The organism is Bradyrhizobium sp. GCM10028915 (genome assembly GCF_042666195.1).
Classification (GTDB): Bacteria; Pseudomonadota; Alphaproteobacteria; order Rhizobiales; family Xanthobacteraceae; genus Bradyrhizobium; species Bradyrhizobium canariense_D.
Genome location: NZ_JBHTFN010000012.1, coordinates 1 through 19,951, shown reverse-complemented (window position 1 = coordinate 19,951; position 19,951 = coordinate 1). Strand labels below are relative to the sequence as shown.

The 19,951-nt window shown below is 64.4% G+C and carries 18 protein-coding genes; 9 read left to right on the top strand and 9 right to left on the bottom strand.

Annotation, left to right across the window (positions count from 1 at the left end; translation table 11 throughout):
- Positions 1–10: 10 nt before the first annotated feature.
- The gene (hisE, locus tag ACFQX9_RS09180; RefSeq protein WP_007597487.1) at positions 11–415 is read right to left on the bottom strand and encodes a phosphoribosyl-ATP diphosphatase; all 405 of its coding nucleotides are present in this window, start codon (positions 413–415) and stop codon (positions 11–13) included.
- Between the two features lie 122 nt (positions 416–537).
- Complete coding sequence (locus tag ACFQX9_RS09175; RefSeq protein WP_018453145.1) at positions 538–909, bottom strand: hypothetical protein; 372 nt, start codon at positions 907–909, stop codon at positions 538–540.
- A gap of 226 nt (positions 910–1,135) precedes the next feature.
- Here ACFQX9_RS09175 and ACFQX9_RS09170 point away from each other — a divergent pair, with 226 nt between their 5' ends.
- From ACFQX9_RS09170 to ACFQX9_RS09145, 6 genes are all read left to right on the top strand, one after another.
- Positions 1,136–2,182 carry an ABC transporter substrate-binding protein gene (locus ACFQX9_RS09170; protein ID WP_018453144.1) on the top strand — a complete coding sequence of 349 codons (1,047 nt, stop codon included), beginning with the start codon at positions 1,136–1,138 and terminating at the stop codon, positions 2,180–2,182.
- A gap of 89 nt (positions 2,183–2,271) precedes the next feature.
- A complete protein-coding gene (locus ACFQX9_RS09165; RefSeq protein WP_085350799.1) occupies positions 2,272–4,068 on the top strand; it encodes a glucan ABC transporter ATP-binding protein/ permease in 1,797 nt (598 codons plus the stop codon).
- 202 nt (positions 4,069–4,270) lie between these two features.
- Complete coding sequence (locus ACFQX9_RS09160; protein ID WP_085350800.1) at positions 4,271–5,716, top strand: D-alanyl-D-alanine carboxypeptidase family protein; 1,446 nt, start codon at positions 4,271–4,273, stop codon at positions 5,714–5,716.
- A gap of 190 nt (positions 5,717–5,906) precedes the next feature.
- Complete coding sequence (locus ACFQX9_RS09155; protein WP_018453141.1) at positions 5,907–7,592, top strand: long-chain fatty acid--CoA ligase; 1,686 nt, start codon at positions 5,907–5,909, stop codon at positions 7,590–7,592.
- A 15-nt stretch (positions 7,593–7,607) separates the two neighbouring features.
- The gene (locus ACFQX9_RS09150) at positions 7,608–8,162 is read left to right on the top strand and encodes a DUF924 family protein (RefSeq protein WP_085350801.1); all 555 of its coding nucleotides are present in this window, start codon (positions 7,608–7,610) and stop codon (positions 8,160–8,162) included.
- A gap of 107 nt (positions 8,163–8,269) precedes the next feature.
- Positions 8,270–8,755 carry a peroxiredoxin gene (locus tag ACFQX9_RS09145; protein WP_018453139.1) on the top strand — a complete coding sequence of 162 codons (486 nt, stop codon included), beginning with the start codon at positions 8,270–8,272 and terminating at the stop codon, positions 8,753–8,755.
- A gap of 167 nt (positions 8,756–8,922) precedes the next feature.
- Here ACFQX9_RS09145 and rnhA read toward each other — a convergent pair whose 3' ends face one another.
- The 3 genes from rnhA to ispH are packed head-to-tail and all read right to left on the bottom strand — an operon-like array spanning position 8,923 to position 11,342.
- A complete protein-coding gene (gene rnhA / locus ACFQX9_RS09140) occupies positions 8,923–9,387 on the bottom strand; it encodes a ribonuclease HI (protein WP_007597503.1) in 465 nt (154 codons plus the stop codon).
- On the bottom strand, positions 9,384–10,367 hold the full coding sequence (locus tag ACFQX9_RS09135) for a homoserine kinase (protein ID WP_085350802.1): 984 nt from the start codon (positions 10,365–10,367) through the stop codon (positions 9,384–9,386). Before ACFQX9_RS09135 ends, rnhA begins: the two co-directional genes overlap by 4 nt.
- Before the next feature lie 6 nt (positions 10,368–10,373).
- Positions 10,374–11,342 carry a 4-hydroxy-3-methylbut-2-enyl diphosphate reductase gene (ispH, locus tag ACFQX9_RS09130; RefSeq protein WP_007597506.1) on the bottom strand — a complete coding sequence of 323 codons (969 nt, stop codon included), beginning with the start codon at positions 11,340–11,342 and terminating at the stop codon, positions 10,374–10,376.
- Positions 11,343–11,595: 253 nt separating this feature from the next.
- Here ispH and ACFQX9_RS09125 point away from each other — a divergent pair, with 253 nt between their 5' ends.
- The gene (locus tag ACFQX9_RS09125; RefSeq protein WP_027565675.1) at positions 11,596–12,291 is read left to right on the top strand and encodes a DUF1013 domain-containing protein; all 696 of its coding nucleotides are present in this window, start codon (positions 11,596–11,598) and stop codon (positions 12,289–12,291) included.
- A gap of 122 nt (positions 12,292–12,413) precedes the next feature.
- Here the strand turns inward: ACFQX9_RS09125 and ACFQX9_RS09120 are convergent, their stop codons facing one another.
- The 4 genes from ACFQX9_RS09120 to ACFQX9_RS09105 all read right to left on the bottom strand — a co-directional run bounded on the left by ACFQX9_RS09120 (position 12,414) and on the right by ACFQX9_RS09105 (position 17,187).
- Positions 12,414–12,674, bottom strand: a complete 261-nt coding sequence (locus ACFQX9_RS09120) for a hypothetical protein (RefSeq protein ID WP_204512516.1) — start codon at positions 12,672–12,674, stop codon at positions 12,414–12,416.
- 169 nt (positions 12,675–12,843) lie between these two features.
- Positions 12,844–14,766, bottom strand: a complete 1,923-nt coding sequence (locus tag ACFQX9_RS09115) for a propionyl-CoA synthetase (protein ID WP_377787903.1) — start codon at positions 14,764–14,766, stop codon at positions 12,844–12,846.
- A gap of 143 nt (positions 14,767–14,909) precedes the next feature.
- A complete protein-coding gene (locus ACFQX9_RS09110; protein WP_377787900.1) occupies positions 14,910–16,295 on the bottom strand; it encodes a tetratricopeptide repeat protein in 1,386 nt (461 codons plus the stop codon).
- A gap of 133 nt (positions 16,296–16,428) precedes the next feature.
- Positions 16,429–17,187 carry a tetratricopeptide repeat protein gene (locus ACFQX9_RS09105; RefSeq protein WP_085384261.1) on the bottom strand — a complete coding sequence of 253 codons (759 nt, stop codon included), beginning with the start codon at positions 17,185–17,187 and terminating at the stop codon, positions 16,429–16,431.
- A 95-nt stretch (positions 17,188–17,282) separates the two neighbouring features.
- Here ACFQX9_RS09105 and ACFQX9_RS09100 point away from each other — a divergent pair, with 95 nt between their 5' ends.
- Both ACFQX9_RS09100 and ACFQX9_RS09095 read left to right on the top strand, forming a co-directional pair.
- The gene (locus ACFQX9_RS09100; protein ID WP_377787896.1) at positions 17,283–18,860 is read left to right on the top strand and encodes a cation:proton antiporter; all 1,578 of its coding nucleotides are present in this window, start codon (positions 17,283–17,285) and stop codon (positions 18,858–18,860) included.
- A 78-nt stretch (positions 18,861–18,938) separates the two neighbouring features.
- A complete protein-coding gene (locus ACFQX9_RS09095; protein WP_085350809.1) occupies positions 18,939–19,709 on the top strand; it encodes a hypothetical protein in 771 nt (256 codons plus the stop codon).
- Positions 19,710–19,951: the final 242 nt, after the last annotated feature.

Here is a 19,951-nt window from a genome sequence, read left to right as displayed (position 1 = left end):
TGTGCCAATACTAGTGGCGCTTGCGCGCGGTGCGGCCTTCGAGCGCGACGATTGGCCGCCTGGCGGCGACACGCGGTGACGCAACTTTGGGCAGTTTCATAGCCGACTTCGGCAGTTTCTCGGCGATGCCGAGCATGTCTTCACGCCGCGTCATCTCGCGCCAGACGTCCTCGGGGCGCACGCCGGCCGAGGCCCAGAGCACGGTCAGATTGTAGAGTAGATCTGCGCTTTCCCGGATCACGGCTTCGCTATCGCCGTTGACCGCGTCGATGACGACCTCGATGGCCTCTTCAGCCAGCTTCTTCGCCATTTTTGACGGGCCGCGCTGAAACAGCCGCGCTGTGCGCGATGTTGCCGGATCAAGGTCCCTGGCCGCGAGCACAGCCAGATATAGCCGCTCAAGCGAATCACTCATGTACGCGACGCTACTCTAAACCCATGGCCAGCGCGTTAACGCGCGATAGTAGAGCCCAAAAAAGGGGCCGCCGCGGCAAGCACGACGGCCCGTTTGTGGTCAACCTTTTGTTGTGGCCAAAACTAGTAGCAGTTGGTGCGGTGGCCTTGGCCGCAGAGCTCCGACGGAGCCGTGCCGCCGTAACGCTGATACTGGTAGTTCGGGCCGGGTCCGTAATACGGGCCGTCGCCGTAATAGGCAGGGCCGCTGTAATAGGCGGGGCCGCCATAATAGGGGCCATCGTCATAGGCGTAGGCGTTGCGGGTCGCGGCGATCGCAAGACCGGTGCCGACGATGCCGGCAAACGCTGCAGCAGCCGCCGCGCCACCGCCGCCACCATGCCAATGACGGCCGCCCGCGTAGGAAGCGGTCGGGGTTATTGCGGTCAGCGCCAGCACCGCGGCGGTAGCGAGAACGGCCTTACGGCCGGCAAATCCTGAAAATCTGTCAAACATGTCCTGGACCCTCCTTGGGACCTCGAATGGTGCCTGATGACAGGCTCGTGTCTCTCAAACACCCGCATCCCATGTTGGGTTCCCCAACCCCAACACAAGCTGAACGGGGTTGCGTGATCGTGACGCAACCGCCGCTCATCCGCCGTTCATGTTGGCCGAACAAGCTTGTCGCCAGCCGGCGCTCCGAGCGTCACCAAGCCATAACAACACCGGACCGGCGCGACTGATGTTCGAATTCACGACAATTGCTCTTCGCGGTCTGCTGGCCGCTGCAATCTCGCTTGCGGTGCTGACTGCGCGCGATGCTACCGCGGCCGAGACCGTCGTGCCCTCCATTGCGATCCACTTCACCTTCGACCGCCCGATCGATGCGAGCATGGCGCCGTTCTTCCTTGCCGCCAAGGACGGCAGCTTCGGCGCCGAACGTCTCAACGTCTCCTTCAGCAGCGCGGCCGGATCGCCGGAGGCGCTTGCGCGCGTCGCCAAGGGCAACAGCGAGCTCGCGCTCGTCGACATCAACGAGCTGATCCGCTTCCGCGACAAGGATGCGACCCCGGTCAAGGCGGTATTCGTGCTGTTCAACCGCGCGCCCTACGCGATCGTCGCCCGCAGGAGCCGCGGCATCCACCTCCTGCCCGACCTGGACGGCAAAACCGTCGGCGTTGCCGATAGCGATCTGTCGATGCGGCTGTGGCCGGCGCTGGCGCAGCAGAACGGCATCGACACGGCTCACGTGAAATTCCACAAGATCAGCGCCGCGGTGCGCGAGCCGATCCTCTCCGCGGGACAGGTCGATGCCGTCGCCGGCTTCAGCTATCTCTCGGCAGTGAACCTGCGCGACCGCGGCGTGCCAGGCGGCGATCTCGTCGCGCTTCGCTATGCCGATTATGGTTGCGAGGCCTATGGCTTTGCCGTCGTGGTCAACCCGGCTTTCGCCGCGGCCAAGCCGGACACCGTGAAGGGATTCGTCCGCGCATTGATCGCCGGCATCAACGCGACCGTCAAGGACCCGGCGCGTGCGGCGGACGAAGCCGCGAGCCGCATCGACGGCGGCGATCGCGATCTTGAGCTAGAGCGGCTGCGCACTGTCCTCGTCGACAACATCCTGACGGACGAGGTCCGTCGCAACGGCCTCGGCGACATCGACCCGGCGCGCATGGATCGCGCGATCGACCAGATCGGGCAGGATTTCAAATTCCGCAACCGGCCGGCGGCGGGCGACATCTTCGACAGCGGGTTCTTGCCGCCAGTTGCAGGGCGGTTGATCAACTGAGCAAAACCGACAGCTTCCGCTATATCTCACGGGCGATCCCTGATTAGAGTATGCGCTCACTCCGTTCCAGCCGCCCGAGCTCCTCGCCCATGCCCATTCTCCGCCTCTACACCCGCGTTCTCGAGCTGCTCGGTAAGGAGGCACGGCTGGGCTGGCTGCTTGCGGTCGTCAATCTCCTGCTTGCGGGCTCGCAATTCGCCGAACCGGTGCTGTTCGGCCGGATCGTCGATGTGCTCTCCGGCAAGACGGTCGCAGGCTCCAACTCGGCCTGGCCGTTCCTGGTTGCATGGGTCGCGTTCGGACTGTTCACCATCGTCTGCAGCGCGGTCGTAGCGTTGCAGGCCGACCGGCTCTCCCACCGCCAGCGGCAGGCGGTCCTGACGGACTATTTCGAGCACATCCTGCAGCTGCCTCTGACCTTCCATTCGGGCACCCATTCGGGCCGGTTGATGAAGGTGATGCTGAACGGCACAGATGCGCTGTGGCGGTTATGGGTCGGCTTCTTTCGAGAGCATTTTGCCGCGATCCTCTCGGTCGTGGTGCTGCTGCCGCTATCGCTCTACCTGAACTGGCGGCTTGCAATCCTGCTGTTCGTGCTCTGCATCGTCTTCACCGCGCTGACCACCTTCGTGGTGCGCAGAACCTTCGGCATGCAGATGGAGGTGGAGGAGCACTACAGCGAGCTCTCCGCGCGCGCGTCCGACGCCCTTGGCAACGTCGCGCTGGTGCAGAGTTTCGTCCGCGTCGAATCCGAGGTGAAGGGCCTGCGCTCCGTCGCCGACGAGTTGCTAGCGGCGCAAATGCCGGTGCTGTCGTGGTGGGCACTCGTCACCGTCATCACGCGCGCCTCCACCACGATCACCGTGCTCGCGATCTTCACTTTCGGCATCGCGCTGCACGACCAGGGGCTGACCTCTGTCGGCGAGATCGTCATGTTCGTGAGCTTCGCGACGCTTCTGATCCAGAAGCTGGAGCAGGTCGTGAGCTTCATCAACAACGTGTTCATGGAAGCCCCGCGCCTGCGCGAGTTCTTCAACGTGCTCGATGCGGTTCCTGCGGTGCACGACCGGCACGACGCGATCGATGCGGGTCGGCTCTCCGGCCTCGTTGAATTCAACGACGTCACCTTCTCCTATGACGGCAAGCGGCCGGCGGTCGAGGACCTCTCCTTCACCGCGCTTCCCGGCCAGACCATCGCACTGGTCGGCGCGACGGGCGCCGGCAAGTCGACGGCGATTGCGCTGCTGCATCGCGCCTTCGATCCGCAGTCCGGCTTCATCAGGATCGACGGCATGGACGTGCGCGGGGTGACGCTGACATCGCTGCGGCGGAACATCGGCGTGGTCTTTCAGGAGGCGCTGCTGTTCAACCGCTCGATCGCGGAGAATTTGCGCGTCGGCAAGCCGGACGCCACCGAGGCCGAGATGCGCAAGGCGGCGGAGCGCGCACAGGCGCTCGAATTCATCGAGCGCAGCGGCGGCTTCGAGACCAATGCCGGCGAGCGGGGCCGGATGCTGTCGGGTGGTGAGCGCCAGCGGCTGTCGATCGCACGTGCACTGCTGAAGGATCCGCCGATCCTGATCCTGGACGAGGCGACGAGCGCACTCGACGCCGTCACCGAGGCCAAGGTGAATACCGCTCTCGACGAAGTGATGAAGGGCCGCACCACCTTCGTGATCGCCCACCGTCTCTCCACCATCCGCAATGCCACGCGTATCCTGGTGTTCGAGAACGGGCGCGTGATCGAAAGCGGAACTTTCGATGAACTCGTGGCCAAAGGCGGCCATTTCGCCGACCTCGCCAGGGCTCAATTCATGATTCAGGAGAACGCACGGGCCAGCGTGACAGCGGCTGAGGCTGCCGCGACGGCCGCCAAGTCGCCTTAACAAGCCGCCTTGGCAAGTCCCCATCGTATCGTCGAAATTCGGCCCATTTCATTGCGGAATACCCCGCTGATGCCCCTATTCCCGACGCACCAGCCGGTATAGGTTTGCGGCGCCGCAAGCGGCGGCGCTGGATTTCAGAACCGAACATCAGATCACGAGAGCCGACCGGAACCGGCGGGTCTCCAAGGACCGGAATCGGATAGTGCACGCTCTTCGCCCGCTGCTTCGTCAATCCCTGTTCAACCTGTTCGCCGCGGCACTCGCGTGTGCCGCGTTGCTCGCGCCGCGCGCGGCGAGCGCCGAAGCGCTGCTCCTGATCGAGGCCGATAGCGGCAAGGTGCTGCAGGCGGAGAACGCGACCATTCCTTGGTATCCGGCTTCCGTCACCAAGATCATGACCGCCTATGTGACGCTGAAGGCGGTCAAGGACGGCAAGCTCACACTCGACACACTGCTCACGGTTTCGCCGACGGCAGCCTCGCAGTCGCCCTCGAAGATGGGCTTTCGCCCGGGAACGCAGCTTACCGTCGACAACGCGCTCAAGATGATGATGGTGAAATCGGCGAACGACATGGCCGTCGTGCTCGCCGAAGGCGTTGGCGGTTCGATCGATGGTTTCTCGGCGCTGATGAACGACACGGCGCAGAAGCTCGGCATGACGCAGACGAGCTACGTCAATCCGAACGGCCTGCCCGCCGACGGACAGATCACCTCCGCGCGGGATCTTGGCATTCTCGCGCGCTCGTTCCTGCGCGACCTGCCCGAGTACGAGTATTTCGTGCACATTCCGGCAATCCGCTTCGGCAAGCGCGTCACCGGCAATTTCAACAAGCTGATCGGCCGCTATCCCGGCGCCGACGGTTTCAAGACCGGCTTCATCTGCGCCTCCGGCTACAATCTCGTCGCGTCGGCCACCCGCAACGGCCGCCGGCTGATCGCCGTCGTGCTGGGCGCCAACTCCGGGACCGCGCGCGCGGTGAAGGCGGCGCAGCTGCTGGAGCGCGGCTTCTCGCAAGATAATCTCACCTGGCTCCGCCCCTCGCTCGGCACCGTCGACAAGCTGGTGCCGGTCGACGCCTCGCCGCCGAACCTGCGTGACGACATGTGCGGCGGCCATCGCAAGCGGCCGGCCAGCGACGATGACGACGCGCTGATCGCGGCCAATGGCGGCACGTCCGGGTCCGCCTCGGCCACCGGCGGCGAAGCCCAAGTCACCTTCTTCACGGCCGGGCTTCAGCCGCCTCTGATGAAGGCCTCCGAGCTGATGGCCTCGGCCCCGGCGGCGGCCGAGCCCGTGCTGGTGTATACCGGTCCGACCCGCACCGGGACCGCCCTGATCGCGGCGGTCGCGGCCGATGCCGACCAGCAGGCCACGCCAAAGCCGCGTGGCAAGAAGTCGCGCGTCGCCAAAAAGCCCGACGCGGCAGACAAGCCGAAGGATGCCAAGACGGCGGCGGCGAAGCCCGATGCCAAGACGGCGGCGGCCGCAAAGCCGGCCGACGGCAAGTCCGCAGCTAAGCCGGCCGGTACCAAGCATGCCGCAGCCAAGCCCGATGCGGTGGCAAAGCCTGCGGTGGGCGGCGAGGCGGCCAAGCCCGCCAAGCCCAAGGCCGCGACCAAGCCCGCCAAGCCCGCCAACAACAGTTAACAGCCGACGCGAGGCGAGACCGCGCCGCACTTCGCAGTTGCGGCAGCGCCATTTGCAAGGATTCCGGTAGCCACTCCCTGACGTTTGTCCTAAGCCTCGACCGCTTGCCACCCGTTCCGGCAGGCTCGATACTGACGGCAACGAGGCAAGCCCGAGACACAACGGGCTCTGGTCAATGAGGGGAGTTTCCATGGAGCGCATCTGGCTTAAGCAATATCCGCCCGGCGTCCCCGCCGATATCGAGCCGACGCAATATTCATCGCTGGTCGACCTCCTGGAGGAGAGCTTCGCCAAGTTCGCCGACCGCAAGGCGTTCATCTGCATGGACAAGTCGATCAGCTATCGCGACCTCGACCAGATGTCGCTGGCGATGGCGTCCTATCTGCAAGGGCGCGGCCTGCAACGCGGCGCCCGCGTCGCGATCATGATGCCGAACGTGCTGCAATATCCGGTCGCGACCGCAGCCGTGCTGCGCGCCGGTTTCGCGGTGGTCAATGTCAATCCGCTCTACACGCCGCGCGAGCTCGAGCACCAGCTCAAGGATTCCGGCGCCGAAGCCATCATCGTGCTCGAGAACTTCGCCCACACCGTCGAGCAGGTGATCGCGAAGACGCAAGTCAAGCACGTCATCGTCGGCAGCATGGGCGACCTGCTCGGCTTCAAGGGAGTGATCGTCAATCTGGTCGTCCGCCGCGTCAAGAAGATGGTGCCGGCATGGTCGCTGCCGGGCGCGGTCTCCTTCAACGACGCGATCTCCGCCGGCCGCTCTCTGGCCTTCAACAAGCCGAAGCTGTCACCCGGCGACGTCGCCTTCCTGCAATATACCGGCGGCACCACCGGCGTGTCCAAGGGCGCCACCCTGCTTCATCGCAACATCGTCGCCAACGTCCTGCAGAACGACGCCTGGCTGCAGCCGGCGATGGCCGCGCCGCCGCATGTCGATCAACTCATGGTCGTTTGCGCGCTGCCGCTCTATCACATCTTCGCGCTGACAGCCTGCTACCTGCTCGCGGTGCGCGCCGGCGGCTGCAATCTCCTGATCCCCAATCCGCGCGACATCCCGGGCTTCATCAAGGAATTGGCGAAGTACCAGGTCAACAACTTCCCTGCCGTGAACACGCTCTACAACGGCCTGATGCATCATCCCGACTTCAAAAAGCTCGACTTCTCCAAGCTGAAGATCTCGAACGGTGGCGGCATGGCGGTGCAGCGCCCCGTCGCCGAGCAGTGGAAGGCCATCACGGGCTGCTCCATCGCCGAAGGCTACGGCCTGTCGGAGACATCTCCGACGCTGACCTGCAACACCACGACCAATCCGGAGTTCAACGGCACTATCGGCATCCCCGTGCCCTCGACCTGGATCTCGATCCGCGATGACGACGGCAACGAGATGCCGCTCGGCCAGCCCGGCGAGATCTGCGCCAAGGGCCCGCAGGTGATGTCGGGCTACTGGAACAGGCCGGAGGAGACGGCCAAGGTGATGACCGCGGACGGCTATTTCCGCACCGGCGACATCGGCATCATGGACGAGAAGGGCTACACCAAGATCGTGGACCGCAAGAAGGACATGATCCTGGTCTCCGGCTTCAACGTCTATCCGAACGAGATCGAGGAAGTGATCGCGAGCAACCCCGGGGTGCTCGAATGCGCCGTCATCGGCATTCCCGATTCCAAGTCGGGGGAGGCGGTGAAGGCGTTCGTGGTCAAGAAGGACCCGAACCTCACGGCGGAGGCCCTGGTCAAGTTCTGCCAGGAGCAGCTGACGGGCTACAAGGTGCCCAAGCACATCGAATTCCGCACCGACCTGCCGAAGACCAATGTCGGCAAGATCCTGCGGCGGCAGCTGCGCGACGAGAAGAAGGCGGAGGCGGCGTAAGCGCCTCTTTCGTTCATGACCGACGACAGCAACATCAGTCCCGCCGGCATCCTCGCCTTCTGGCGCGAGGCCGGCCGCGATGCCTGGTACGAGCGCAACGACGCATTCGACGCGGAGGTCAGGCGCCGCTTTCTCGCGCTGTGGCAGAAGGCGGTCGCCGGCGAACTCTCGTCATGGGAGGCGACCGACGAGGGCGCACTCGCGCTCGTCATCGTGCTCGACCAGTTTCCACGTAACATGTTTCGCGGCACGTCGCAGGCCTTTGCCAGCGATGCGCTGGCGCGCGACGTCGCCCGCCGCGCCATTGCGGGGGGCGCAGATCAAAGGGTCGATCCGGTCCTGCTCGAATTCCTCTATTTACCCTTCATGCATTCCGAGCACCTGCCCGACCAATTGCACTGCGTCGCGCTGTTTCAAAACACCGACAATGCCGAAAATCTGAAATACGCGCGTGAGCACGCCGACATCATCCGGCGGTTTGGCCGCTTCCCCCACCGCAACCGTCTGCTCGGCCGCGACACCACCCCGGACGAGCAGGCCTTCCTCGACGGCGGCGGGTTCGCCGGCTGATGACATAACGGTGAAGGGTCCCGCCCTCACCGCCTGCCCTACCGGCAATATTGTGCAGCGCCGCCGCACGGTCTAAAAAGCGGGACCGATTTTCAGGGAGACTGACGATGGCGATCCAGACTGGCGACAAACTGCCCGAGGCGAAATTCCGCGTGATGACGGCCGAAGGCCCGCAGGTGAAGACCACCGACGACATCTTCAAGGGCAAGAAAGTGGCGCTGTTCGCGGTGCCCGGCGCCTATACGGGCACCTGCCACAAGATGCATCTGCCGAGCATTTTCCTCAACGCCTACGCCCTCAAGGACAAGGGCGTCGACACCATCGCCATCGTCTCCGTCAACGACGCCTTCGTCATGAACGCCTGGAAGCGCGACACTGACCAGCGCGACGAGGCCATCTTTCTGGCCGACGGCAATGCCGACTTCACCAAGGCGATCGGCATGGAGCTCGACGCCTCCGGCAACGGTCTCGGCATCCGCTCCAAGCGCTATTCGATGCTGGTCGAGGACGGCGTGGTCAAGAAGCTGAACCTCGAGGCGATGCCCGGCAAGGTCGAGGTGTCCGGCGGCGATACGCTGCTCGGGCAGCTGTAAGCTTTAGACGCCGCTTTCAGCCACAAACGACACTGTCATGCCCCGCGAAAGCGGGGCATTCAGTATTCCAGAGACAGTTGTTGTTGAATCGAGAGGCCGCTGCGTACTGGATCGCCCGGTCAAGCCGGGCGATGACGGCGGAGCATGAGCAAGAGCGCCGATCCGCGCTACTCCGCCACCCGCGCCTGTAACCGCGCCTTCACGATCCCGTCGCGCGCGAGCTGGTCGGCGCGTTCGTTCTCGGGATGGCCTGCGTGACCTTTGACCCAGTGCCAGCGCACGTCATGGGCCTTCAGCGCGGCATCCAGGCGCTGCCATAGCTCGACATTCTTCACCGGCTTCTTGTCGGCGGTGCGCCAGCCGTTGCGCTTCCAGCCGTGGATCCAGCCGGTGATGCCCTGACGGACATATTGGCTGTCGGTATAGAGATCGACCGTGCACGGCTTCTTCAGCGCTTCCAACGCGGAGATCGCCGCCATCAATTCCATCTGATTGTTGGTGGTGTGGCGCTCACCACCGTTCAGTTCTTTTTCCTTGTCGCCGAACTTCAGGATCGCGCCCCAGCCGCCGGGCCCCGGATTTCCCGAGCAGGCGCCGTCGGTGTAGATCGTGACAATCGGAAGCTCGCTCACGCCACCAGCCCCGACGGCATCAGCCCGTAGTCGCGCACGCTGGAAACGCTCTGGTGGAAGCGCAGCTTGCGGACATATTCCAGCGGATCCTTCGGCCGAACCAGCGCGCCGGGCGGAACGTTGAGCCAGTCGACCAGCCGCGTCAGCAGGAAGCGCATCGCGGCGCCGCGCGCGAGCAGCGGCAGCGCGGTCTCTTCCGCCTCGGACAGCTTTCTCACCCGGCCATAGGCATTGAGGAAGGCCCGGGCCTTGGTCACGTTGAAGGAATGATCCGGCTCGAAGCACCAGGCGTTGAGGCAGATCGCGACATCATAGGCGAGCCAGTCATTGCAGGCGAAAGTGAAGTCGATGATCCCCGAGAGCTTGTCGCCGAGAAAGAAGACGTTGTCGTTGAAGAGGTCGGCGTGGATCACGCCTTCGGGCAGCTGCGTCGGCCAGACCCCGCTCTCGAGGTAGTCGAGCTCGTGGCTCAGGAACGCGCGCAGGCCGGGCTGCACCTCGTCGGCCCGCTGTGACGCGGCATCGAACAGCGGCCGCCAGCCCGGGACCGACAGCGCGTTCGCGCGCCTGATCGCGAAATTCGCGCCGGCCAGATGCATCCTGGCGAGCCCCTCGCCGACGCCGGCGCAATGGACCGCGTTCGGCTTGCGCGGCCAGACGCCTTCGAGAAAGGTGATGATCGCGGCCGACCGGCCCGACAGCTCGCGCAACGCCTCGCCGTCCGTTCCCTTCACCGGCAGCGGGCAGTTGACGCCGTGCTCGGCCAGATGCGTCATCAGCGCGAGGAAGAACGGCAGATCGTTCTTCGCCACGCGCTTCTCATAGAGCGTGAGGATGAACGACCCCTTGGTCGTATGCAGCAGGAAGTTGGAATTTTCGACGCCCTCGGCGATGCCCTTGTAGGAGAGCAGTTCACCGAGATCGTATTGATTGAGGAAGTCCGCAAGCTCGTCGGCGGCAACGTCGGTGTAGACCGCCATGAAGGTCTACTCGGCGGCGGCTTCGGGGCGCACCTGGCGCGGCAGCGGGAAGAACTCGTTCTCTTCCGCGGCCGAGACCGTCTCCACATGCAGCGTGAAGCGTTCGGCGAACGCGTCCATGATCTCCTCGACGATCACTTCCGGTGCCGAGGCACCCGCGGTGATGCCGAGGCTGGTGATGTTCTCGAACCGCTTCCAGTCGATTTCGGTGGCGCGCTGCGCCAGCACGGCGATCGGGCAACCCTCGCGTTCGGCGACTTCGCGCAGGCGCTGCGAGTTCGACGAGTTCGGCGCACCGACCACGATCAGGGCGTCGACCACCGGCGCCACTTTCTTCACCGCGAGCTGGCGGTTGGTGGTGGCGTAGCAGATGTCTTCCTTGTGCGGCCCGTTGATGTTCGGGAAGCGTTCCTTCAGGAGCGCCACGATCTCCGCGGTGTCGTCGATCGACAACGTGGTCTGGGTCACGAAGGCGAGGTTGTTCGGGTCCTTCGGGGCGATGGTCTTGGCGTCCTCGGCAGTCTCGATCAGGGTCACGGCGCCGGTCGGGAGCTGGCCGAGCGTGCCCACCACCTCCGGATGATGGGAATGCCCGATCAGGAAGATCTCGCGGCCGCGCTTGAAATGGATCGCGGCCTCGCGGTGCACCTTGGTGACCAGGGGGCAAGTCGCATCCAGCGAGAACAAATTGCGGGACGTGGCGTCGGCGGGAACCGATTTCGGTACGCCATGGGCCGAGAACACCACCGGCGCGGTGGTGTTTTCCGGGATCTCGGCGAGTTCCTCGACAAAGATCGCGCCCTTCTTCTTCAACCCATCGACGACGTACTTATTGTGCACAATCTCGTGGCGAACATAGACGGGGGCGCCGTATTTATCGAGCGCCCGTTCCACGGTGTCGATCGCCCGGACCACCCCGGCGCAGAAGCCACGGGGAGAACAAAGCACGATCTTGAGGTCTGGTTTGGCTGACATTGAGCGATCTCGGGACCGAATCACCTCGCCAAATGGGCGGGAAGCGGTCGATGGATGAACAGGGCTTGGGTACGGGCTTACAGAGACTTCAGAGGGAATTGGGCCCCCTTTCGGGCGCTGTCAAGGCACTATCTATAGCAGAACCATTGCGTGGCTAGCCCCTCCGGGCTTATATAGCGCGAATTCCCAGTCATCGCTGATGACCACCGGTTTCGCCTCCAAAGGGGTGGGCGAAGCACAAAGGAGATTTGCCATGAGCAACGCACCTCTGATGCCCAAGGCGACCGCCGTCTGGCTGCTCGACAACACCGCGCTGACCTTCGATCAGGTCGCCGATTTCACCAAAATGCACCCCCTCGAGGTGCGCGCGATCGCCGATGGCGACGCCGCCCAGGGCATCAAGGGCATGGATCCCCTTTCCAATGGCCAGCTGACCCGCGAGGAAATCGAGAAGGGCGAGAACAACCCGGACTACCGGCTCCGCCTCCAGGAGAGCAAGGTGGTGCTGCCGCCGCAGCCCAAGCGCAAGGGCCCGCGCTACACCCCGGTCTCGCGCCGCCACGAACGCCCGAGCGCCATCCTCTGGCTGCTGCGCAACCATGCCGAGCTCAAGGACGCCCAGATCATGCGCTTGGTCGGCACGACCAAGAGCACGATCGCCAGTGTCCGCGATCGCACCCACTGGAACACCTCCCAGCTGACGCCGATTGATCCCGTCACCCTTGGCCTCTGCTCGCAGATCGAGCTTGATTTCGAGGTCGCGCGCGCGGCCAAGGAAAAGCCGATCGACGCGGCCTATGGCGGCGCCACTTTGCTGCCGGCCTCCGAAACCACCAAGAAGGACGAGTACGAACCCGCGGAGAGGTCCAGCGACGATCTCAACGTCGATGCCGTATTCGCCAAGCTGAAGACGCTCGGCGGCAAGAAGCAGGACCAGGAGGAGGAGTAATCCTTCCGCTCTTCAGTCGTCATCGAATGCAAGCGCGGCGGGGAAACCCGCCGCGTTTTTTAGTCTGACGCAAGAAGCTTCAGCAACCTCGTCATTGCGAGCGCACCGGCGCAGCGCAGCCTTTATGGCCGGTCCGGATGGTTCAGCATGTATTCGCCGAGGTCGCGCTGGCGGCGGTCGGCGCGGGTGGTCGCGGAACTGCGCTGGACGTCGCGGTCCTTGCGGCAGGCCACGTATTCGGGCGATCCGGCCGCATAGCCGCGGCTCTGGCAGACCGCATCGTCATCATCGCCGCCCATCGCCACCGGCGTCTGGTAGCGCGCGGAGCAGGCGGAGAGAAGGAGGCCCGCAAATGCAATCGCTAGAAACGGCTTCGAATTCATGGCAGGCCCTTCATCCTCATGGTGAGGAGCCCGCGCAGCGGGCGTCTCGAACCATGCAGGCCAAGCTGCAGCAGCGGGGCCTTTCATCCTTCGAGACGCGCACCAGGCGCGCTCCTCAGGATGAGGATTGAGCGGAAAAATGCGGCCTATTCAAGCCTCATTGCAAACCTCACACCCGCCCTTTCAGCGCATCGCCGATCTCGTCGAGCACCTTGGGGTCCTCGATCGTCGCCGGCATGGTCCAAGCTTCACCATCTGCGATCTTCTTGATGGTGCCGCGCAAGATCTTTCCGGAGCGCGTCTTGGGCAGGCGGCCGACGGTGATGGCGAGCTTGAACGCGGCAACTGGACCGAGCTTGTCGCGCACCAGCGCGACGATCTCCTTCTCGATCTCGGCGGGGGCCCGCTTCACACCCGCCTTGAGCACCAGGAAGCCGCAGGGTACCTCGCCCTTGATCGCGTCCTTGACGCCGAGCACGGCGCATTCGGCAACATCGGGATGCGAAGCCAGGATCTCCTCCATGCCGCCGGTGGAGAGCCGATGGCCGGCGACGTTGATAATGTCGTCGGTGCGGCCCATGACGAAGACATAGCCGTCGTCGTCCTTGTAGCCGGCATCCGACGTTTTGTAGTAGCCGGGGAATTCGGTGAGATAGGCTTCCTTGAACCGTTCGTCCTGATTCCACAGCGTCGGCAGACAGCCCGGCGGCATCGGAAGCTTGATGACGATCGAACCCATGGTGTTCGGACCGACCGGCCTTGCCGCTTCGTCGACCACGTCGACGTGATAGCCCGGCATCGGCACCGTCGGCGACCCGTGCTTCACCGGCAGCTGACCTAAGCCAACCGGATTGCCGGCGATGCACCAGCCGGTTTCGGTCTGCCACCAATGGTCGATCACAGGCACTTTCAATTGCTGCTCCGCCCACTCCACCGTCGGCGGATCGGCGCGCTCGCCGGCCAGGAACAGCGTGCGGAAGGTTGACAGGTCGTATTGTCGGATGGATCTTCCTTCCGGATCTTCTTTCCGGATCGCGCGGAACGCGGTCGGCGCAGTGAAGAAGGCGACAGCCTTGTGCTCGCTGATCACGCGCCAGAACGCGCCGGCATCGGGCGTGCCGACCGGCTTGCCCTCATACATGATCGAGGTCGCGCCGTGCAGCAGCGGGCCGTAGACGATGTAGCTGTGGCCGACCACCCAGCCGATGTCGGAGCCGCACCACCAGACCTCGCCCGGCTTGACGCCATAGAGGTTGAACATGGACCATTTCACCGCGACGAGATGGCCGCCATTGTCGCGCACGACGCCCTTGGGAATGCCGGTCGTGCCTGACGTATAGAGGATGTAGAGCGGATCGGTAGCGGCGACGGGCACACAAGGCGCCTTCTTGCCGTCGTTCATCGCCTTGCGGCGCAGGCCCGCCCAATCATAGTCGCGGCCGGGCGTGAGGGCGCAGACGAGCTGCGGACGTTGCAGCACGATGCAGGCCTTCGGCTTTGCCCCCGCAAGCCTGATCGCCTCGTCGAGCAGCGGCTTGTACTGCACGATCCGGCCGGGCTCGATGCCGCAACTCGCCGACAGAATCAACTTTGGCTGCGCATCGTCGATGCGGGTGGCGAGCTCTTTCGCGGCAAAGCCACCGAACACCACGGAGTGCACCGCGCCGATGCGCGCGCAGGCGAGCATCGCGACGACGGCCTCCGGGACCATCGGCATATAGAGGATGACGCGATCGCCCTTGGCGACACCAAAATCCTGCATGATGGCGGCGAGCGCCTGCACTTCGGCCAGCAGTTCGGCGTAGGTGAATTTGGTGACGCTATTTGCCAGCGGCGAATCATGGATCAGCGCGACCTGGTCGGCGCGGCCGCGTTCGACGTGACGGTCAAGCGCGTTGTAGCAGGTGTTGACTACGCCGCCGCTGAACCAGCGGCCGTAGACGCCTTGCGAGGGATCGAAGATCTTTTTCGGTGGCTGGATCCAGTCGATCTCCTTGGCCGCCTCGGCCCAAAAGCCCTTGGGGTCAGCCAGCGAGCGCGCATAAACCTCGTGATAGAGACTCTTTCCGTCGATGTTTCCTCGGACGTTCATTCCCGCGCTCCCGTTCCCTTATTCGCCTGGCCTTGACCTTGTGGCAGGACAGACGTCCCGCCATGACAGGGATCAAGCACCAGCCTTGTTTGAGAGGTATTTTCCCGGGAACGGGGCGCGGTTCAAGCTGAAAAGAACAATGCTCAGCTATCCATCGCATTCAGCCGCTGCAGCCGCTCCTGCATGACCTTCCTGAGATCATAGCCGGGGCGGCCGAAGCTCGTATTGCGGGTGGTGAGGAAATCGCGCTGGGTGCGACGGAGGCCGCCGGCGAAGCGGGACCCGGCCGATTTCAGCACGCGCTCGTAGGTCTCGGCGATCTGGCGATCGAGCACCCCCAGCTGCGGATCGGCACAAATCACCTTCTCGACCTCGCGCTTCGCGGTGGCACAATCGAACGACGGGCCATTGCCGGAATTCGCCGCGAGCGGCCGCAGCGGCTCGCCGCCGAATTTCGCAATCTCCGCGATCATGGCACGGCGGCCGGCGGCGGCGTTGTCGTTGCCGGGATCGAGCCGCAGCGCGGTCTCATAGTCGGCCAGCGCCTTCCTGCGTTCGCCCATCTTCTTGTAGAGCACGGCGCGGTTATTGTAGGTCTGCGCGAAATTCGGATCCAGTTTCAGCGCGGCCTCGTAATCGCTCAGCGCCGCGCCAAGCTCGCCCTTGAGGTGGTAGGAATCGCCGCGGTTTGTGAAGAAATTCGGCCGCGGTGCCAGCCGGAGCGCCTGATCGTAATCGGCAATCGCCTTGTCGTACTCCCCCATCGCGGCCAGCGCCAACCCGCGATTATCGTAATATTCGGGCACCTTCGGATCGAGCCGGATCGCCTCGCCGTCGTCGGCAACCGACTTGTCGAGCTGGCCGAGCTTCTTGTAGGCGGCGCCACGATTGGTGTAGCTGCGCGGCCGGTTCGGATCGAGCCGCAACGCCTCGCTGAGATCGCGGATCGCCTTCTCGTTGTCGCCGCCGAGATAATAGGTCACGCCGCGGTCGGACCAGGCCTGTGCATTGTCAGGCTTCAGCCTGATCGCCTGGTCGTAATCGGCAAGCGCGCGGTCGAGCCGGTGCTGGTTGGTGTAGACGACGCCGCGCAGCTCGTAAGATTCCGAATCCTGCGGATCGAGCTCGATGGCCTTGCTGAGGTCCGCCGCGGCGCGGTTGAGATCGCCGCCGGCCTCGCGCAGGAGATCGCCACGCAGGCGCCAGGCTTTTGCGTTCTTGCCATCGAGTGCGATGGCGCGATCGATATCTCGCAGCGCCTGCGTGAGGCCGCCCGAGGTTCGCGCATTGGCGTCGGCGCGCACCAGCAATGCCGCGGCGCGATCGAGGGACGGATTCGAGGCCTGGTCGATCATGGCGCTGCAGGCCGGGATCAGCTCAGCCGGAGCGGCCTTGCTCCCGATTACGCAATCGACGCCGGCCGAAGCAGAGGCGACGAGAACGACGCTCATTGCCGCGCTGAGCAGGAGCGAGCGAAACGAGATTTTTGCAAACGAGAGCATTTGCGCGGAAGGATGCGTGCCGCACATGGCATAGGGCTCCGGGACATCAGGCTTTCACCATTGTCGCGACAGCCAAAGAATCGGTTCAAATCGAGGCGTGCCAGCGGCGCACCGATCCCTTCCCTCCTTCGTCCCGCTCTTACGAGCGAGACGAGGAGCCTCAATACCCGTCCACCCCGTTGAGCCGCTGCAGCCGCTCCTGCATCGCCTTTTTCAAATCGTACCCCGGCCGGCCGAACCCGGCGTTGCGGCGGGCGATGAAATCGTCCTGCTCGCGCTGAAGCGCCTTCGCTTCGCCTGCATTGCGGGCTTCGCGCAACACGCGCGCGTTGGCGGCAAAGACCTCACGGTCGAGATCAGCGAGCTCGCGGTTGGCGCAGATCGCCTTCTCGACGGGACGGCGCGCACCCTTGCAAATGAAGCTGGGCTTGCCCGCGACCGCCATCTGCGCGCCGATCCGCTCGATCTCGCGCGCCATCGCCTTGTTGTTGACCTTGGCCTTCTCGTGGTTCGGATCGATCTTCAACGCTGCGCCGAAATCCTGCACCGCCTTGGGCTTGTCGCCCTTCCTTAGCCAGAGCTCGCCCCGCGCGTTGAAGATATCGGCAAGACCGGAATCGAGCTCCAGCGCGCGGCTGTCGTCGGCGATCGCGCGGTCGACTTGGTCGTGCCGCGCATAAAGCCCGCCGCGCGCGATCAGCGCCCTGATCAGGTCGCCTTTCGCCGTCTTCTCATTGTCGATCACGGCAGCGCAGGCCGTGGCGGCCTTGTCAATGTCGTCGGCTGCGGCGGCCGCGAGGCACGGCGCGATGTCGACCTGCGGCACCGCGGCCGGCTCGCCGCCGGTCGCAGCATGAGCCGCAACGAACGAGAGCGCAAAGAGCAACCCGGCGCCGGACCATTGAATGAGAAAACGCATGCTCGCCACAGTTGGAAAGTCTTGAGTTAAGGTCCGCCTTGAGGTCTTGCCTTGGGGCTGCACCATCCATCATACGACCGGATTGGTGCTAGCTTGTGGCGCCGCTCAAATCGGGTTCGGGGATCAACGTGTCGACATTCGAATGGATCATCGTGCTTCTGCTCGGCGCCGTTGCATTATCGGCGCTGGCGCGGCGGATCAAGGTCCCCTACCCGACCTTTCTCGCAATCGGGGGCGCACTGATCGCCTTTGTGCCGTCGAGCCCGTCCTGGACGCTGGAGCCCGACCTGGCGTTGGCTCTTTTTGTCGCACCGGTCCTGCTCGATGCCGCCTTCGACACCTCGCTGCGCGATCTCCGCAACAATTGGGTTCCGGTCTCCACCCTCGTCGTCGCCGCGGTCGGCTTGACCACGGCCGCTGTGGCCTACGTCGCGCACCGGCTGATGCCTGATATGCCCTGGGCCGCCGCGGTTGCGCTCGGCGCCATCGTGGCCCCGCCGGACGCGGCCGCCGCGGTCGCGATCCTGAGCCAGGTGAAGCTGCCTCACCGCATGGTGAAGGTCCTGGAAGGCGAGAGCCTGCTCAACGACGCGACCGCGCTCCTGATCTATCGCATCGCCGTCGGAGCGATCGCCACCGAGCATCTGGCATGGAGCCAGGTCGCGCCAACCATGGCTCTGGCGCTGGTCGGCAGCGTCGTTGCCGGCTATCTCGCCGCGCGAGTCATGCCACTGGTGATCGTGCGGATCACGGAGGCTCCCAGTTCGATCATCATGCAATTCGCCACCACCTTCATGGTCTGGATCGGCGCTGAACATCTCGGCCTCTCCGGCATCCTCACCATCGTCGTGTACGCCATCACGATGGCACGCGCTGCACCCGCCCGTATGCCGGCGCGGTTGCGGGTGCCGTCCTACGCGGTGTGGGATACGATGGTGTTCGTGCTCAACGTGCTCGCGTTCATGCTGATCGGCATGCAGATGCGGCCGATCTGGACGCGGCTGGACGCGGACGTGCGCTGGGACTATTGCCTGGCCGCCGCCTGGATCCTTCTCACTGTAGTCCTGGTCCGGCTGGCCTGGGTCACGTTCTACCGCACGACGCTACGCACGCTGGTGGCGCACGGGATCTATCACCCCAAGGATCCGAAGCAGGTCGCCTCCGCCAAGGGCGGCCTCATCATCTCCTGGTGCGGCATGCGCGGCCTCGTCACGCTCGCCACCGCCTTTGCCTTGCCGGAAAACTTTCCGCATCGTGACTTCATCGTCTTCTCGGCGTTTGCGGTCGTGCTCGGCACGCTGGTCGTGCAGGGCCTGACATTGCGGCCGCTGATCCTGGCGTTCGGCCTCAAGGACGACGATCCCGTCGGCATCGAGGTCGCGCGCGCCCGCGCCGTCGCCTATCGCGCGGCGCTCGACGCGATCGAGGACGATCCGTCGGAGGAAGCCGAAATCCTGCGGCTCGAATATCGTGCCATCCTGATGCAGGCCGACGACGATCCCCATGATGGCATCACCAACGGCGAATTGCCCGCCGATCCGCTGCGCCGCCGCGCCATCGAAGCCGCGCGAAAATCGATCTTCGACCTCCGGGCCACCGAGGTGATCGGTGACGACGCGTTTCACAGGGTCGAGGAGGAGCTCGATCGCGCGGAACTGAGCGCGGGGGGTTAGATTTCGTCATCCCGACAAGCACCCTGCACAGGTGGCTAGGGGTTTGAACCAAACGCCGCCTCTCCAGACTCATCCCTCATGACGACCCTGATCGACGACCGTCGTGTGCGCGCGCGAGATGCGTCGCCCGCACGATATTTCTATCTCCACATGGCACTGGCCTGCGCGGCCACCGCCTTTCTCGGCTTCGCACCGACCTATTTTGTGCCGCTCGCCAACCGGACATTGTCCGCAAGCCCCGTCATTCATTTCCACGGCCTGTTGTTCTTCACCTGGTCTCTCTATTTCGTGATCCAGACGTGGCTCGCCGCCTCAGGCCGCATGGTCAATCACCGTGCGCTCGGCATCGCCGGCGTTTCGCTCGCGACCGCGATGACGATCTTCGGCTTCCTCGCCTCCGTCCATGTGATGCAGCATTCCGCGGCGCTCGGCCAGAAAGAGGCCGGCATCGCCTTCTCGATCGTGCCGATGAGCGGGATCGCGTTCTTCGCTGGTGTATTCGTGCTCGCGATCATGAACACGCGAAAGCCGGAGATTCACAAACGCCTGATGCTGCTCGCGGCGGTCTCCATCCTCGATGCCGCGATCGCGCGCTGGTTTCTCACTTTCCTCGCGCCTTCGGGACCGCCAGGGCCGCCGCCGGTGCCCGTCACCATCGCGCCCGCGATGGTCGCTTCGCTGCTGCTCGTCGTCGCCATGGTACGCGACTGGCGAATAGAAGGCCGGGTGCATCCAGTCTACATCACCGGCACGCTCGCGCTGCTGGCGGTGAAAGTGCTGAACTGGCCGATCAGCGAAACGGCGGCATGGCATTCATTCGCCGGCGGGATTCTGGCGCTGGCGCAATGATGTCGTCCTGGCGAAAGCCAGGAGGTGGATTCACACTCGAAGTGCAACAGTTGAGAGGAGAAGGCCTCGGCCGGGGTTCTGAAGTCAAGGCATTTGCGCGGGTGTTGTTGTAGGCGGCAATGGACTGACGGAAGCGCCTGGTTGGGAGCTTTTCGAGGTCGGTCTTTCGGGGGATGAAGCGGCGCAAGCGGCCGATGGCGTTCTCGATGCCGCCCTTTTGCCACGGCGCGTGCGGGTCGCAG

Excerpts from the sequence above, each read along its gene's own strand:
- hisE (WP_007597487.1), bottom strand. The coding sequence starts at position 415 with ATGAGTGATTCGCTTGAGCGGCTATATCTGGCTGTGCTCGCGGCCAGG.
- ACFQX9_RS09175 (WP_018453145.1), bottom strand. The coding sequence starts at position 909 with ATGTTTGACAGATTTTCAGGATTTGCCGGCCGTAAGGCCGTTCTCGCT.
- ACFQX9_RS09170 (WP_018453144.1), top strand. The coding sequence starts at position 1,136 with ATGTTCGAATTCACGACAATTGCTCTTCGCGGTCTGCTGGCCGCTGCA.
- ACFQX9_RS09165 (WP_085350799.1), top strand. The coding sequence starts at position 2,272 with ATGCCCATTCTCCGCCTCTACACCCGCGTTCTCGAGCTGCTCGGTAAG.
- ACFQX9_RS09155 (WP_018453141.1), top strand. The coding sequence starts at position 5,907 with ATGGAGCGCATCTGGCTTAAGCAATATCCGCCCGGCGTCCCCGCCGAT.
- ACFQX9_RS09150 (WP_085350801.1), top strand. The coding sequence starts at position 7,608 with ATGACCGACGACAGCAACATCAGTCCCGCCGGCATCCTCGCCTTCTGG.
- ACFQX9_RS09145 (WP_018453139.1), top strand. The coding sequence starts at position 8,270 with ATGGCGATCCAGACTGGCGACAAACTGCCCGAGGCGAAATTCCGCGTG.
- ACFQX9_RS09135 (WP_085350802.1), bottom strand. The coding sequence starts at position 10,367 with ATGGCGGTCTACACCGACGTTGCCGCCGACGAGCTTGCGGACTTCCTC.
- ispH (WP_007597506.1), bottom strand. The coding sequence starts at position 11,342 with ATGTCAGCCAAACCAGACCTCAAGATCGTGCTTTGTTCTCCCCGTGGC.
- ACFQX9_RS09125 (WP_027565675.1), top strand. The coding sequence starts at position 11,596 with ATGAGCAACGCACCTCTGATGCCCAAGGCGACCGCCGTCTGGCTGCTC.
- ACFQX9_RS09120 (WP_204512516.1), bottom strand. The coding sequence starts at position 12,674 with ATGAATTCGAAGCCGTTTCTAGCGATTGCATTTGCGGGCCTCCTTCTC.
- ACFQX9_RS09115 (WP_377787903.1), bottom strand. The coding sequence starts at position 14,766 with ATGAACGTCCGAGGAAACATCGACGGAAAGAGTCTCTATCACGAGGTT.
- ACFQX9_RS09110 (WP_377787900.1), bottom strand. The coding sequence starts at position 16,295 with ATGTGCGGCACGCATCCTTCCGCGCAAATGCTCTCGTTTGCAAAAATC.
- ACFQX9_RS09105 (WP_085384261.1), bottom strand. The coding sequence starts at position 17,187 with ATGCGTTTTCTCATTCAATGGTCCGGCGCCGGGTTGCTCTTTGCGCTC.
- ACFQX9_RS09095 (WP_085350809.1), top strand. The coding sequence starts at position 18,939 with ATGACGACCCTGATCGACGACCGTCGTGTGCGCGCGCGAGATGCGTCG.